The 14,157-nt window shown below is 49.8% G+C and carries 17 protein-coding genes; 2 read left to right on the top strand and 15 right to left on the bottom strand.

The features are described from left to right. Positions 1-127: 127 nt before the first annotated feature. From VF575_00555 to VF575_00510, 10 genes are all read right to left on the bottom strand, one after another. Complete coding sequence (locus VF575_00555) at positions 128-490, bottom strand: hypothetical protein (protein ID HEX8182074.1); 363 nt, start codon at positions 488-490, stop codon at positions 128-130. Positions 491-814: 324 nt separating this feature from the next. After that, complete coding sequence (locus VF575_00550) at positions 815-1,141, bottom strand: hypothetical protein (protein ID HEX8182073.1); 327 nt, start codon at positions 1,139-1,141, stop codon at positions 815-817. 44 nt (positions 1,142-1,185) lie between these two features. Further along, positions 1,186-2,013 (bottom strand): aldo/keto reductase, encoded by an 828-nt coding sequence (locus VF575_00545; protein HEX8182072.1) that lies wholly within the window; start codon positions 2,011-2,013, stop codon positions 1,186-1,188. A gap of 99 nt (positions 2,014-2,112) precedes the next feature. Next, complete coding sequence (locus VF575_00540; GenBank protein ID HEX8182071.1) at positions 2,113-2,760, bottom strand: MBL fold metallo-hydrolase; 648 nt, start codon at positions 2,758-2,760, stop codon at positions 2,113-2,115. Positions 2,761-2,936: 176 nt separating this feature from the next. Beyond that, positions 2,937-3,527 carry a signal peptidase I gene (locus VF575_00535; protein HEX8182070.1) on the bottom strand — a complete coding sequence of 197 codons (591 nt, stop codon included), beginning with the start codon at positions 3,525-3,527 and terminating at the stop codon, positions 2,937-2,939. A 19-nt stretch (positions 3,528-3,546) separates the two neighbouring features. Beyond that, complete coding sequence (locus VF575_00530; GenBank protein HEX8182069.1) at positions 3,547-4,170, bottom strand: hypothetical protein; 624 nt, start codon at positions 4,168-4,170, stop codon at positions 3,547-3,549. Positions 4,171-4,337: 167 nt separating this feature from the next. After that, positions 4,338-5,882, bottom strand: coding sequence for a PIF1 family DEAD/DEAH box helicase (locus VF575_00525; protein ID HEX8182068.1), 1,545 nt, complete (start codon positions 5,880-5,882; stop codon positions 4,338-4,340). A 45-nt stretch (positions 5,883-5,927) separates the two neighbouring features. Beyond that, entirely contained in the window at positions 5,928-6,386 is a 459-nt protein-coding gene (locus VF575_00520; GenBank protein ID HEX8182067.1) for a hypothetical protein, read from the bottom strand. A gap of 67 nt (positions 6,387-6,453) precedes the next feature. Then, positions 6,454-7,638: a Kiwa anti-phage protein KwaB-like domain-containing protein gene (locus tag VF575_00515; protein HEX8182066.1), complete on the bottom strand. Its 1,185-nt coding sequence runs from the start codon at positions 7,636-7,638 to the stop codon at positions 6,454-6,456. 110 nt (positions 7,639-7,748) lie between these two features. Next, on the bottom strand, positions 7,749-8,630 hold the full coding sequence (locus tag VF575_00510) for an ElyC/SanA/YdcF family protein (protein ID HEX8182065.1): 882 nt from the start codon (positions 8,628-8,630) through the stop codon (positions 7,749-7,751). A gap of 135 nt (positions 8,631-8,765) precedes the next feature. On the opposite strand from VF575_00510, the gene VF575_00505 reads away from it, so the two are divergent. Next, entirely contained in the window at positions 8,766-9,398 is a 633-nt protein-coding gene (locus VF575_00505) for a hypothetical protein (GenBank protein ID HEX8182064.1), read from the top strand. A gap of 44 nt (positions 9,399-9,442) precedes the next feature. Here VF575_00505 and VF575_00500 read toward each other — a convergent pair whose 3' ends face one another. From VF575_00500 to VF575_00485, 4 genes are all read right to left on the bottom strand, one after another. Beyond that, entirely contained in the window at positions 9,443-10,027 is a 585-nt protein-coding gene (locus VF575_00500; GenBank protein HEX8182063.1) for an NYN domain-containing protein, read from the bottom strand. A 3-nt stretch (positions 10,028-10,030) separates the two neighbouring features. Continuing rightward, positions 10,031-10,639, bottom strand: coding sequence for a hypothetical protein (locus VF575_00495; GenBank protein HEX8182062.1), 609 nt, complete (start codon positions 10,637-10,639; stop codon positions 10,031-10,033). A gap of 65 nt (positions 10,640-10,704) precedes the next feature. Further along, positions 10,705-11,133 carry a ribonuclease H gene (locus tag VF575_00490; protein HEX8182061.1) on the bottom strand — a complete coding sequence of 143 codons (429 nt, stop codon included), beginning with the start codon at positions 11,131-11,133 and terminating at the stop codon, positions 10,705-10,707. A 24-nt stretch (positions 11,134-11,157) separates the two neighbouring features. Beyond that, the gene (locus tag VF575_00485) at positions 11,158-11,352 is read right to left on the bottom strand and encodes a PspC domain-containing protein (protein ID HEX8182060.1); all 195 of its coding nucleotides are present in this window, start codon (positions 11,350-11,352) and stop codon (positions 11,158-11,160) included. A gap of 349 nt (positions 11,353-11,701) precedes the next feature. On the opposite strand from VF575_00485, the gene VF575_00480 reads away from it, so the two are divergent. After that, a complete protein-coding gene (locus VF575_00480; protein HEX8182059.1) occupies positions 11,702-12,442 on the top strand; it encodes a transglycosylase family protein in 741 nt (246 codons plus the stop codon). Between the two features lie 315 nt (positions 12,443-12,757). Here the strand turns inward: VF575_00480 and VF575_00475 are convergent, their stop codons facing one another. Next, positions 12,758-14,074, bottom strand: a complete 1,317-nt coding sequence (locus tag VF575_00475; GenBank protein HEX8182058.1) for a glycine--tRNA ligase — start codon at positions 14,072-14,074, stop codon at positions 12,758-12,760. Between the last annotated feature and the right edge of the window lie 83 nt (positions 14,075-14,157).

Genomic DNA, 14,157 nt, shown 5'->3' with positions numbered 1-14,157 from the left:
TTCCCTGTCTATCATTTATTGTAAGTTTGATTTGACCTACAATCCTGATAGCTCAGATCTTGTTTGCGGGAGTTTTCAGTTTTGGTTTTCTATGAATTGTTAAGGAGCCTAGTACGTATAGTGATGCTTAGGTGTCAGCCATAAGCCGCCAATACTTACCGGCGCGCACGCAGGCGACGCCTTTATCAATACCTGCATAGTCCAGCAAATGCTGTTCAATCGCGATGCGCCCCTGCTTGTCGTCGAGCTCATCTTCGCTTTTGCCTGCTCGGAACTGTACGTTGAGGTCAGCCGTGCGCTCATCGAGAATATTTCCCGTCAGCTGCGGCTCAACTTCGCTGTCCCAGACCGATTTGGGATAGATATGTAAGTATTGCTTGAACCCACGAGTTATGACTACGCCATCGGCAAATTCGGCTCTAAGTTCGGTCGGTATGGTTAACCGCCGCTTGTCGTCAAGCTTGCGCTGGAAATAATCTACTGTGGCCATACGTATTGTTTTAGTGTGCTAGTGGTTATTTTTGTTTTTTGATGGTTAACACTTGTTTCGAGCTGATTGCTCTCTGCTTGGTTACCCACGATTACCCACTAGCTAGAGTGTACTACCCACTTGTACCCACTACAAGTACTTTTCTACTAAACATGAGCGTTTTACATAAAAGTTATCCACAGTTTTACTAGTGTCGTCGAGTTTTGCACACATATAGCGCTTATGTTTATAAGAGCTGCGCTAGGCGCCCCTGCTGCTCATGTGCCAAGCGTCTCTGCTCTTTATTTTACGTACGGAATTATATGTACGAAGTCGATGCGTCGTTTATACAGTACCAGCTACAAAATGCTGGCGCCGCAGTTCGCCGTAGGATGCTGCAGCATGGCGAATTTCTTCTTTGCCGCGGTGCGCCTGGTCGCTGCCCTGCCCGGCATGTCCGCTATGACCAGCCTGTCCAGCTATATCGCTCGTCGATCCGGCGTGGACATAGGCCGGCTGTAGTGTTGTAACGAGCCGGCTACTCTCTCGTTCGGCAATCTCGACGATGCTGACAACCGTGGCTGCCAGCATAACGGCAACACCGAGATGGGATACGACATTTTCTAATTTTTCTTTAATTAATATAAAACTGTTTTTATTTTTTTCTACCATGATTTAACATTAGCATAATAGTGCTAATGTGTCAATATTGTTCCCTACGCATATTCTTCAGGGTCGCTTGTTACCCGCTGGCCGTCGCTCATACTATTCAGCGTGTTCATAGCCTCGTCATCAAGGAAAAAATCGAAGATTTCGAAATTTTCGCGGATGTGATCGGGGTTTGTCGAGCGTGGCAGCGGCACGGTGCCGTGTTGCAGACACCAGCGTAGTATCACCTGTGAAGGCGTGCGGCCGACCTGCTCCGCAATGGCGGCGATGCGCTCGTCAACGTCGCGCGAGTGACGCGCCAGCGGGCTATAAGCTTCGATAATAATGTTTTTGTCAGCGCAGTAGTCCAGCAGCTGCTTTTGCTGTTCGTAAATATATGGATGGAACTCTACCTGATTGACAGCTGGTACCAGCTCGCTGCCTGCTAGTAATTCCTCCAGATGGCGGACGGTATAATTACTAACTCCGACGGCCTTGGCTTTGCCAGAGGCGTATATATCCTGCATCGCCCGCCAGGCGTCAAGCCGCGTGCCGCTTTCCGGCCAGTGAATCAAGTACAAGTCGACATAGTCGAGGCTCAGTTTGGCGAGGGATTCATCAATAGCGCCCAGCGCCGTGTCGTAGGCCTGATCATCGTTCCAAAGTTTGGTGGTGACAAACACGTCTTCCCGCGCCATGCCGCCAGCTGTCAGGCCAGCGCCGACGCCAGTTTCATTGCCGTATATTTTGGCGGTATCAAAGTGACGGTAGCCGGCATCGATCGCAGCCTCGACGGCAGTGCGAGCAGCGCTATCGGGTGTTACCTGCCAGCAGCCAAAGCCGACAGCCGGGATAGTAGCTCCAGTATTTAGCGTATAGGTGTTATTGTCGTTCATATTCCTCGCTTTCGTTACATTATTTCGTTTGGGTTATGGCGCTTCGTTCAGTCTGCTTGTGCTTTCCGGCTTGGATCGGGCCTGTGAAGCGGCTTTGCACTAGTTGATACTTATATCTATGACAAACGGTTGCCCGGTTATGGGTTTGATAAATTTGATGTCATGATCGGCGAAGAATGGCTCTAAATTGTCATAGGTTTGCGTGCGGGCATCATCGCTCCAGTGCCAGTCATGGATTGGGATAATGTACTGCGGCTTCAACTTTAGGGCGGTTCGGACAGCGTCGGTCGTCGCGCCCCAAGGGGCGGTAATTGGCAAAGCTAAAATGGCTTTCGTTTCACTGAAATCATACCCGTCGCCCGGGTTAGTCAAGGTGTCGAGATAATGTACGCCCGCTTGCTGCGGCGTCGGAAATAGCGGTGAGACGTCGGCATGCGGCGAGGCAAAGAAAGCAATTCCCGGCGTCTCCTCGCTGACCGATTCAATTCCCTGCTCGGCGAGCAGCATTCGAGCTTCTGGTGGTGCGGTAATCTGGGCACTCGGGAATTTGGCCCGCAGTTTTTGCAGCAGCGGCAGACTCATATGGTCGACGTGGCTGTGCGTAATGATAATATTGTCCAGAAATTCAAGTGCATCGACATCAAGCGCTGCTTCACTCATAACTCCAGGGTCAAACAATGCAGTCCGGTTAACAGGTGCCGGCATTTCGACCAGCAAACAGGAATGAACGAATTTTGTAATTTTCACATACACCTCCTTTGCACATACAGTAGCGTAGACTGCAATTACTATACGGTCTCTGCGTCGGACCGACAGTTAGAAATGGTACTCTGTGTCATAAAGGTGGAGTACGGGATAGGACGGAAATGGACCAGAAATAGGCAAGGAGTCGGCAAGGAATCGGCCAGAAATACGATCGAGCACTACCGGGAAGCCGGAGCTGGCAAGCGGTACGCAGCTAGCCGGTAAAAACGCCTGTCATAGTGGTGCATCAGGCGGCTGATTTCGCCGTATATCAGCACGGCCGCCGGTAGGTAGACGGCTGCTGCTAGTCCGATCGGACGGCGCAGTATACTGAGTCCATAGCCGGCACCTGGTACAATATGTTCGACTTTACCCAGGATGGCATCGGCATTGATAGCTGTATCCGGCGCGTCCAGCGCATCGCCTTTGGTAATTACCATCCCGGATGCGGGCGAAATGTTCACAATTCGGTGCGTGATCAGCGTATCCGGCTGGCTGGGGCTCCAAAATGTTACAATATCACCTACTCGCAAATTACTCGGCGTCGAATTTGCGGTCAACGCAGCAGACGCATTACGGACAACGACAGCGTCACCGGGGCGTATGGCTGGCTGCATACTACCCGTCTGTACACTGAGCACTGCCCTACCGTGCAGCCGGGCATACCCTACGAGTCCGATCGCAACGACCGACAGTACGACGCACAGCCACATTACCATCGTAATAATCCGGATGGCTGCTGGCTGTGCGGAGGCGTACTGCTGTGTCATGCGCGTGTCGTATGGGTGCTTATTGTGTTACTACCAAGCCGGTAAACACTAGGTCAATGCCGCCAATGGTTGCTGAAGCCCCACTGAAAGCATCATCATCCATGACAACCTGGGTTTTGTACTGTGCCGTCGCTCCACCGACGAGGTTATCGGTGACCGGCGTACCGCCCGTGGTGTGGGAAGCGATAAGGCTGGCAACTGGTAGTTTCTGAACTGCCGTGGTATCGACGCGGCTAAACTGTATGTAGACTTTGCTGAGGTCGACGCTTGAAAGATTGGTTGGCGTCGAACTAATTGCAACTTTCAGGGCCATTGGCGCAGTGCCAAAGTTTTTGAGATAGAACAGATTGCCATCAGTCGGCACGGCAGCGGCACCAGGAATAATATTACTAAAGGCAAATCCAGTTTTGGTATTAGCGAAACTCGTCGAGCTGGTCGAGCTGGTTGTCGATATCCGCAGATCAGCCGTCGCCGTGCTAATAGAGTTGCCCGTCAGATTAGCGGCCTGGCTCTGCAGAGCAGCATAGGTTACGCCTGTCGCCAGGACTGCAACAGCAGATACAACCATGACAGCCCGTGCCAGCGGTTGAAAATTCCGAAGCTGCAATTTTCTGCCTGTATTTCTAGTAATGTTATGTGCCATGACCGCGACCCTCATTTAATTTATGACGATATATTGCCAGTCACATGACGCTCATGCCAAATATTTTGTTAACTTTTTTAACAACATGTCACATAGCTGTTATGTCTATATCCACTACGATACTGCTCGGTGCCGAGGATGCTGCGGCCATTATATAAACAGCAAGATTAGTGCAGATCAGCGACTGCGTCTTCGCCAAAATGCTTCTGCAGACGAACGCGAATGGATCCGGGATGTCGGCCAAACACTGCCGTTAGATCTTTGAGCGATTTTGGCTTGCCATCACTAAATACATCCATCAGCTTGGCGTCATCAGCCTTGGTCCAGGGTTTGTAGGCATTGGGGTATTCAGCACGCATCTTGGCAAGTTTGTCGGTCCAGCCCCCTGTTGCTGCCTTCGGCGTGGGATTTGATTTTTCGAGAGCGGCTCGTTTCAGAGCTTTTTCGCGGAGCGGCTCAAAGCGGGCGGCGTCAGAGGCGGACTTGCGGCGGAGCTGCTTGTCTATCTCAAGCGCTTCTTCACTGATCTGCAGCGCCATTCGGTTGATACCGACGAGACTGAGATTGTCGAGGCGGCGTACCCGCGACAGCGCGACGTAGCCCATACCCTCGACAAATGCCCGGCGCAGGTCAATGCGGGCTGCGTCCAGGGTCATACCCTGGCTTTTGTGTACTGTAATCGCCCAGGCGAGCCGCAGCGGTATTTGAGCAATCGCAGCCCGCTTCTTGTTGCCATCGCGCAGCTCCCAGCTTTCTGGCTCCATGGTAATGCGCCGGCCGCTGCTGAGCAGTTCAATAATCGGAAAATCCGTACTCTTTTCGAAGTCGACAACCGTACCAAGCGAGCCATTGGCATAACGCTTTTCAGCACTGTTTTTGATACACATGACGAGCGCGCCTTTTTTGAGCGTCAGCACGTCCAGCGCCAGACATGAGCGCTTCAGCGACTCAACATATGATTCTTTGCCTGATGTCGAAAGTTCGTAGTGGTGCTCTTTGCCGGGAATGCTATCGAGACGCGATTGGTTGATGCGGTCGACATCAATATTGACGGTATGCAGCTCAGTTGCTTCGGTGTGCTCACCAAGGTCAGCATCGACGCGGGCCAGCAGCAGTTCGGCATGGCGGCGGCGGACGTCGCCCGCGCGCAGGGCGTTCAAAATTTCTAAAAAGTCGTCGTCATCCTGCCGGTGCTGCTCTTCGAGATAACAGATAACGGGATCGAATTCTTCCCATATTTCGGAGCTCACGACGAAGCTGCCCTGCCGGCTGTCACCCCGATTGACTGGTGGCAACTGAAAGAAATCACCGCAGAGGATGACCTGGATACCGCCGAACGGCTCATCACGTTTGCGGACTTTGCGGGCAATCTCGTCCACCATATCCAGGCGGTAATCGTGCAGCATCGAGATCTCATCAATCACCAGTATGTCAGTCGCTTCGATGATGTCTCGTCTGCCCTTGAGCAAATGCTCGTCAAACTGCGGGTGCAGCTGATCGGCTATGCCCATGCCACTCCAGGCGTGAATCGTATTACCGCCGAGATGCGTGGCAGCCAGTCCGGTTGTAGCCGTCACGGCGACATACTTGCCGCCAGCCTTGGCGCGCCGAATAAACTCATTGAGTACATATGTCTTGCCTGATCCGGCCGGGCCGGTCAGAAGTACGTTATGACCCTCCGCCATAATCTCGAGTGCGAGCGCTTGATCCATCTGTATCTAGTATACCGCGTTATGCTCTTGCCACGATAGCCTCGTTCAGCCTTTTGAGACTGTTATCTCGGCTTGTCGTTTCTGCGCCTCGAGCACCGCTCGTTCTTGACTAGCAACTGCAGTAATAACTTTCGTATTACCAAGTTCTATCTGTTTCTTTTTTGCTAAAAGTTCCATTAAGTAAACTTCAGAAACAGCAGCTAGATCCATGCTTTTCTGAAGTTGATTGATACGCTCCGCACGGCTTAATACGACTCCCCAACCTACGCAATAAAGAACATTTTCCTCTCGAGTATATGTTATTGGTGGTGCTTGCATTACAGCTGCCGCCTCATCTAGTTGTATATATGCTTGCTCAAGATAATATTTTTCATCATCAATATGCATCGATATCGCCATTCTGGCAAGCTGCTCTGGAGGTAATCGTAAGTTGTGTTCGATTTCCACGAGCCTCTCAGCTTCTGGAGATATTGGAGAAAACTGCAATAATTCAATGGTTGGCATACAAGCTTATCCTCTAATAATTAAGCTCCTATAATACCATTTCAGTTTCTTTATGCAAATATTCCTACTAGCTGAGTTCGCGCAGAATTCCGGCGTTTTCATCTTCTTCTGTCGGTTTGAGTTCGCGCTTTTTTTGGATTTCGTAGCGGATACCGGTCATGGGACTTTCCATATAGTCATCGTTGAGCAGATTGACGAATTTGGTCATGTCTTTGCCGTCCATAATAATAATGGCACCGTTGTCGTCTTGCATGAGGCCAATATCAAGTTCATCTGATCGGTCAATGATATCTTCCTGCTTCAGCGTACTTGGTTCTAGCTTCTGTAGTTTTTTGATAACACCGCGGTTGCCTTTGATGAGGCTCTGGATCGATTCGCCGTCGGAGAAACTCAGTTTGAAGTTCTGTTGAATCTCTTCGACCTTTTTTTCGGCGATACTAGCTTCTTTGGCGTCATAGCCGAACAGCGCTTTGAGTTTGGCCTGGCTAAATACATACATATCCTGATCGATGACCAGCAGCTGATTGTCGGACGGTACGCGGAGGGCCGCATCAGCGTCAAAACTGACAAACTTATTGTCCCGGATCATCCAGCCAGTACTTCCCTTCATGACCTGCGACTGCGGCAACTGCTTGATGACATAGAATTTCATCGGCATATCGCGGTGACTACAGCGCGCAACGATACCTTTGATACGCTTGATGTCATGCTCTTCTTCTTTGAAGACTTCGATTTCGTGCTCCTGAGTCTTGAGCCAATTCAGCATTTCTTTGGCCTTTTCAACTTTGTACAGCCGGGTGCGCATCAAGACATTTTCTTCACTCTCGGCCTCTTCGAATCCACGGACGATCATGCCTTGGTCGGCTCCTTCGAGTACATATTCCAGGATTTCATCGATAAACAGCGGTTCCAGCTGTTTGCTGAGCTCGGCTGTCATATTTGTACGGTACACGACGTTATTTTTATTGAAGAAAAATAATTCGATTTTCAGTTCATCTTTGTACTGCACCAGGTTGTTTGCCCAAGCGAATACATCGGTTTCTTTATAATTATCGATCTCGGCCTGGTCGGGTGCCAAAATATTTTCCGTCGGCTTATCTTTCGTCACTGGCTTCGTCACCGCTGATTTGATAGTGGGCTCAGTCTCTGCCTCTTCAAGCGACACTTCGACGTCTGCTTCAAGATGCATTTCAGTTGCGTCATCAGTCGTCAATACATCCAGATCGGTATCTTGTGCAATCTCTTCAGCCATACAATCCCTCAATATCCGGCCGAGCTCTAACCGCAGCGGCACATTAATACAATATAAACGTAAACCTTATTCTACTGGAAAATACCGTAAAAGACTGCTGTAAAATTCTCTTACGGTGTTTTAGGCTCAGGTGCAGACGTCGTGGTTGTGGTTTCGGTAACAGTCGTGGTCATTGACTTGGAATGAGTTGCAATCTGTACGTACGCTTTGATGGTTGCTGCATGCTCGCGTACGAGGTAGTTGACCGTCCAGTCACGGCCCGTTGATTTGGCAGCCACGCCAATCGTATCGATGCCGATGTCTTTGCAGGTCATAACTGCCCGCGGCAGATGATAGCCCTGCGTAACGACGGTAGCGCTCGTGATTTTAAACACTGCATGCGCCCGATGGCACGTATCGTAGGTACTGTAGCCGGCATAGTCCATATCTATGTCAGCCGGACTAACGCCAAGCGTTATTGCATAATCTTTCATGACGACCGGCTCGTTATAATGACTGGTGCGGTTGTCGCCGGACATCATCAACCGTTTCACATGGCCTGATTTGTAGACATCAACCGCTGTTTCGATACGGTGTTTCAGGTATTCGGTCGGCGTCCGATCTGGCAGCACTCCCGCTCCAAAAACGATGCCCACCTCACGAGCAGGCAGATTTTGTATTTCGGCAACGCTCGAACCATATCGAATATCTTTCGTCGATTGCCGGGCAGCTTCAGACGGAATATACAATATGGCGCAAATAACCAGTACAATACTGACAATCCGCCATTTTTGACGCCCCAGCAAACTGAGCGGCCCCGAATCGATAGGGATTCCGGCATTTGGATGCGCCTGCGCTGGCTGTCCGCTTGCGGTTTGATCTGGTTGCACCGGGCGCTGTATCGCAGTCGACGAGCTAGATAGCCGACGCTTCGATGTCGTAGGGCTTACCTGCGTCGCAGTACGCACAGAATCGGCACCTGCTCCTAACGATCGTTTACTCTGGGCTGTCATTATGGTCATTCTACACTACATAAGCATTTCGTAGATACAGACAACAAGTATGAAAATATATGAATTCATCAAAATATGCAGCGTACTTAGGCTACAATGTATACAACGTATAGACGATAACGACCGGGAGACACTATGAACTATTCACAACTGACAACACTCGAATTTCGGCGCAAATTCCTACGTTTATTTGGTGCGTCAATTACAGTGACAGATCCAGCTACTGAAACACGGGTCGGCTACATAGAAATGAAAGCCTGGACACTGCGCGAGGACATCCGGCTGTATGCTGACGATAGTAAGAAACAGGAGTTACTCCGTATCCATGCTCGTCAGATTATCGATTTCGGTGCGACCTATGATGTCTACGAAAATGCCTCGGACACCGTACTCTTCTCGTTCCGGCGTAAAGGTCTAAAATCTACCTTTATCCGTGACCATTGGGACGTGCTAGATGCATCCGACAATCTCATCGCGAATCTGCGCGAAACCAGTGGCGGTTTGGCATTGGTACGCCGCTACGTCGGCTTCATTCCCTTCGTCGGATTTTTGGCGGACATGCTGCTGATGGTCGCTCCCTTGACCTACACAATCAACGGCGTCTCTAATGGCGTAGCCACTGGTATTGGCGCTCGACTTACCCATCGCAAAAATCCATTCATCGTCAAAATTGGACTCGATTTGACGTCTGCCGAAGTACCCATCGATCCACGGATCGGCGTGTCCATCGCCGCGCTGCTGAGCGTAATAGACGCCAATAAGAACTAGTGACATACAGTGTATTCGCAGCGTTTTGCCGCAATAAGTAAAATTTATTTCTTGCGACGGTCGTAGTAGCGCAGTTCGCGCTTGTACGTATCAAGGCGAACGATGTATTCCTCGTAGCGATTGAATAGCTGCGAATACTGGAAACTCGGCGTCAGGATTTTGCCGAGGCGCTTTTTGCCTTCTAGATACTCTACAAGGGAATAAAAGTCGCCGTCGCCAGACACCAGGATCGCCTTGTCGTAGTTCGACAATTCCTTCATGGCCCACAGTACAAGGTCGGCGTCGATGTTGCCCTTCACAGGTTTCTTTTCCTCAGGCTCAATCTTGATGCCAGCAGCCTCCGCAGCGGCCGTCTTAGCGGCTTCAACTGCTGGATCTGGCTGTGGCTTGGTCATGTCGTAGGTTGGCTTGAGTACGATCATATAGCCGGCTTCGTGCAGCTGTTCGTACATAGCTTCGAATTCTGGCACGTAGCCGATGAACATAAAGGCTTTCGTAACACCATGTTCATCAGTCAGCCATTTCCGAAACTTCTGCCAATCCATTTTCCAGCCGAACTTCTGGACGCCCACATTGAGGTTCTGACTGTCGATAAAGGCATACACGTTCGGTGTTTTTGCTGGTTTCATTGTTTAATCATACCATCTCGCTGCAGAATCTACTGGCGCTATGGTTGCGCCATCCTCTTCTTGCAAACTGTGCAGCGTCGCAATTTCGTCAAAAAGCTGTGTTGCATCATATTCTGTGCCATCGCGGCGTCCGACAAAACGAGTAAATGATATGTCGTCATGAGCCATCGCAGTTGCCAGGCCATCTAAAGATTGCCGAATTTTCAAACTTGCTATATTACCGGCATACTTCCGTAGTTCATATTCTGACACACTTACAAAGTGCCCATCTGCTGTTTCGTAAGACACGGCAGCCTGCACACATTCCCGAAGTGGCGCAGTAGGCGCGAATCGCTCACAAATAACTTCCAGGCGAACGTTCAATTTTCCAATCGGCAGGTCGCCGATTTGTTCTGTGAACGTACGGTCATATGTTTCCGAATTCGTAATTGTATTGCCTGAATATGATCTGCCGATTTTTGATACGGCAACCAGCTCGTCTAGGCACTCTGCGACTATACTGAGCGTACTATCCGGCGCTGCTAGCTGATCCGGGCCGTAGTACATTTCTCTCCAGCGCCGAATAGTTGGATCACGGGCCGTAAAATTAAATGGCGGTTGTTCTGTACTCATTGTTGGTTATTTCGGTTATACGGCTATTGTACGCTGGACTGACAATTATTTCAGTCTGAATCGTATTATTTAGCGGCATGCTGCACGCGGGCTTCATTAGCCCAGTGGTCTGCCAGTTCATTGCCGGGGTCATTATTGTGGCCGCGTACCCAGACGAGCTTGGCCTGCGAGGCGCGGTACAGCGGACAGACTTCCTGGCAGATATCCAGGTTTTTGATCGGGCCACCCTTTTTCTTCCAGCCGTTGGCTTCCCACGCCAGCGACCATTTGGTGATGACATTAATCCAAAATTCACTATCGGTATAGATTTCGCAGGGCTCGCCGCCCGCATGCTTGAGTGCTGCGATAATGGCGAAGCCTTCCATGCGGATATTTGTCGTAATCGCGCCGCTCGGTTCCCCACCGAGCACGACCGGCTTCATGTCGCAGATAACCGAGAAGCCGCCGGGACCAGGGTTAGGGCTGGCTGAGCCGTCGGTGTAGTAAATTTTCATTGTTTTATCTCAAACATTGCATCGTTACGCTGCTGCAGGTTTTTTCGGCATAATTATCCAGAGCATAACGTACGGCACAAAGCCCGGAAAGCCGCCAGGAAGCAACAGACACACGCCGATGATTCGAATAATGACTGGATCTACATTAAAGTATTCTGCCAGCCCGGCGCAGACGCCGGCAATCATTTTGTTATCAGTTGATCGGTACAATTTCTTCATAGCGTATCCTGTTTCATAATAGCTTTATCATATCACGGCTCGTCATGTGCGCCATGAAGTTGCCGTCGTTCCCGGCAGACTTGTTGCGACCTGTTCTATCGCTACATCAGACGAAGTTACGGACGGTATTTTTGAAATTGCGTATCAAACTATACCAAACATGGTTATTTGTAACGAGCATAAGCGTCATAACGCCGTAGGACGTTGACACTATTTACCATGTACGATAAGCTTGAATTTGTGTTCAATTCATGGAGATGAATGAACATCATTACTCACCCCTGTTATCCAGTCGATAAACAATATTATTTAGAGGGTTTCGTTGGGGTTGGTAGGGAGGAAATAATATATGCGCTACGTCGCAATTACAGCGGCTCTTGCTAGTGGTGCCCTCGTTTTGGCATTACAGACGAGCCCAGTGTCCGCAATTAGCGCACTTAACATCAAAAGTATTATTAACAAACCGAGAATTGCAGCAGTGACAGCTGCCCAAACTCAAAACAGCGTCCCACTACCGCAAGCGTCGGCACCAAAAGAAACCATGATGATTACGGTCGCCTCTGGCGATAATCTAAGCAAGATAGCAGCAGCAAACAATACAACGTATCAGCGGCTCTACTATGCAAACACTACTGTAGTAAATCCTGATTTGATCTATCCTGGCAATCAGCTGCGAATTCCGGACAGCACCGAAGAGCTTACTCCTCGCCCGCTGCCCGAGAATGCACCGGTTGCAGTTAAGGAAGAAGTGCGAGCAGAAGCGGCACAGCCGGTAGCATCAGCCCAAGCGGCACCTGCCTACACCGCTCCGGCTCCGCGTCCGGTTGCAATAGCAGCTCCGGCAGTATCCGGCGGCAGCGTTTGGGACAGGCTGGCAGTCTGTGAAGCGGGCGGCAACTGGGCCATCAACACTGGCAATGGCTATTACGGTGGCCTGCAGTTCACTCTATCCAGCTGGGCAGCTGTTGGTGGATCTGGCTATCCACACCAGGCTAGCCGCGAAGAACAAATCATGCGCGGAGAGATGCTTCAAGCTCGTCAGGGCTGGGGCGCATGGCCAGCATGTACGACCAAGCTCGGTCTTCGCTAAGTTTTTCCAAACTGTAGCATCTGCAACAAAACCAAAAATAAATCCCCGCTTGCCTTACCGGTAGCGGGGATTTTTAATAATAAAAATACCGGAGATCAACCCGGTATTTTTACTTCTTGCAAGAATGTTTCTGCGCCTCTCGGCCCTTTCCTCAATTGTTTATCGGAATGTGCCCTGAGGCTAGAGGTGTAAGTGTTTCTTTTTGATAGATATACTTACTTTTTTCACAATATCAAAGCATATGCGTATTGTCAACATTCTGCGTATTAAAACCCGCCAGCACACAGCATCTATTACCAACTGCGCCGTTGACTACTATAACTTGATTATGTTTCTCAGGTCCGAAATATGTATACGTGTTTGCTCTGTCGTATCACGGTTGCGTACGGTGACAGTATCGATTGCGCCCTCTTTGCCTTCTAAAGTCTCGAAATCAATAACCACGCAATACGGCGTACCGATTTCGTCCTGACGACGGTATCGTTTGCCAATATTTCCATTGTCATCCCACATGACGGCACCAAATTCTTTTTTGAGCGTGCTGTATACTGCGCGTGCTTTGTCGACGAGTTCGGGCTTGTTCTTGAGCAGCGGCGAGACGGCGACTTTGACAGGCGCGAGATGTGCGGGCAGTTTCAAGTAGCTGCGCTTTTCCCCATTGACTTCGTCTTCTGTATACGCAGCTGTCAGCACGGCCATCAAGGCTCGTTCCAAACCAAACGAGGGCTCAATCACATGCGGCACGTACGGCGCTCCGCCATCTTTGGGCCGGTATTCCATAGTCTTTTTGGCATTATTCTGGATATTCATCAAATCAAAATCTGTCCGGTACGCCAAACCAAGTAGTTCTTCACGGCCGATAGGAAAATCAAATTCGAAGTCAACAGTCCGCTTGCTGTAATGTGCACGGTCATTTTCCGGTACTTCAAGCTCGTGGACTGATTCGGCTGGTAGGCCGAGTGCACTACACCAATCATGAACCTTAGCTATCCATTCTTCAAAAGCCGATTCCCAATTATCAGGATGTACAAAATATTCAATCTCCATCTGTTCAAATTCACGCGAGCGGAATATAAAATCACGCGGACTGATTTCATTTCGAAACGCCTTACCCTGTTGCGCAATACCGAATGGCATATCAGGATACAAACTATCAACAACGTTTTTGAAGTTCGTGAATATACCTTGGGCAGTTTCTGGACGGAGATAACTTATCGAATTCTCGTCACTGACTGGTCCCACGCTCGTTTTGAACATCATGTTGAACTGTTTTTCAGGACCAAACGTTCCAGTTTTGCCGCACGTCGGGCATTTGCTGGTATCGATTTTGTCAGCGCGGAAGCGGCCCTTGCAGTTCGAACATTCGACGAGCGGATCGGTAAATGTATCGACATGCCCACTTGCTTGCCATACTTTCTGATTCATCAGGATTGCCGCATCGACACCGTACATATTTTCGGCGTCATCAACAAACATTTTCCACCACAGCTGCATAATATTACGCTTAAGCGCAACGCCGAGAGGTCCATAGTCCCACGTGCCGCTAAGACCGCCGTAGACGTCGGAGCCCGGATATATAAACCCGCGCCGCTTACACAAACTGACAATATCTTCTAATTTTACTTCACTCATAATGTCCTTGATTATAACCTCCCCGTCCCCGTTCGCCTAGCAGCGGAGAACGATAATCAAATACAGATTCGAATTCTGCAAAT

This window comes from Candidatus Saccharimonadales bacterium (genome assembly GCA_036388415.1).
Classification (GTDB): Bacteria; Patescibacteriota; Saccharimonadia; order Saccharimonadales; family UBA4665; genus UBA4665.
The sequence above is the reverse complement of the archived record's forward strand: the minus strand, read 5'-3'. Positions and strand labels throughout refer to the sequence as shown.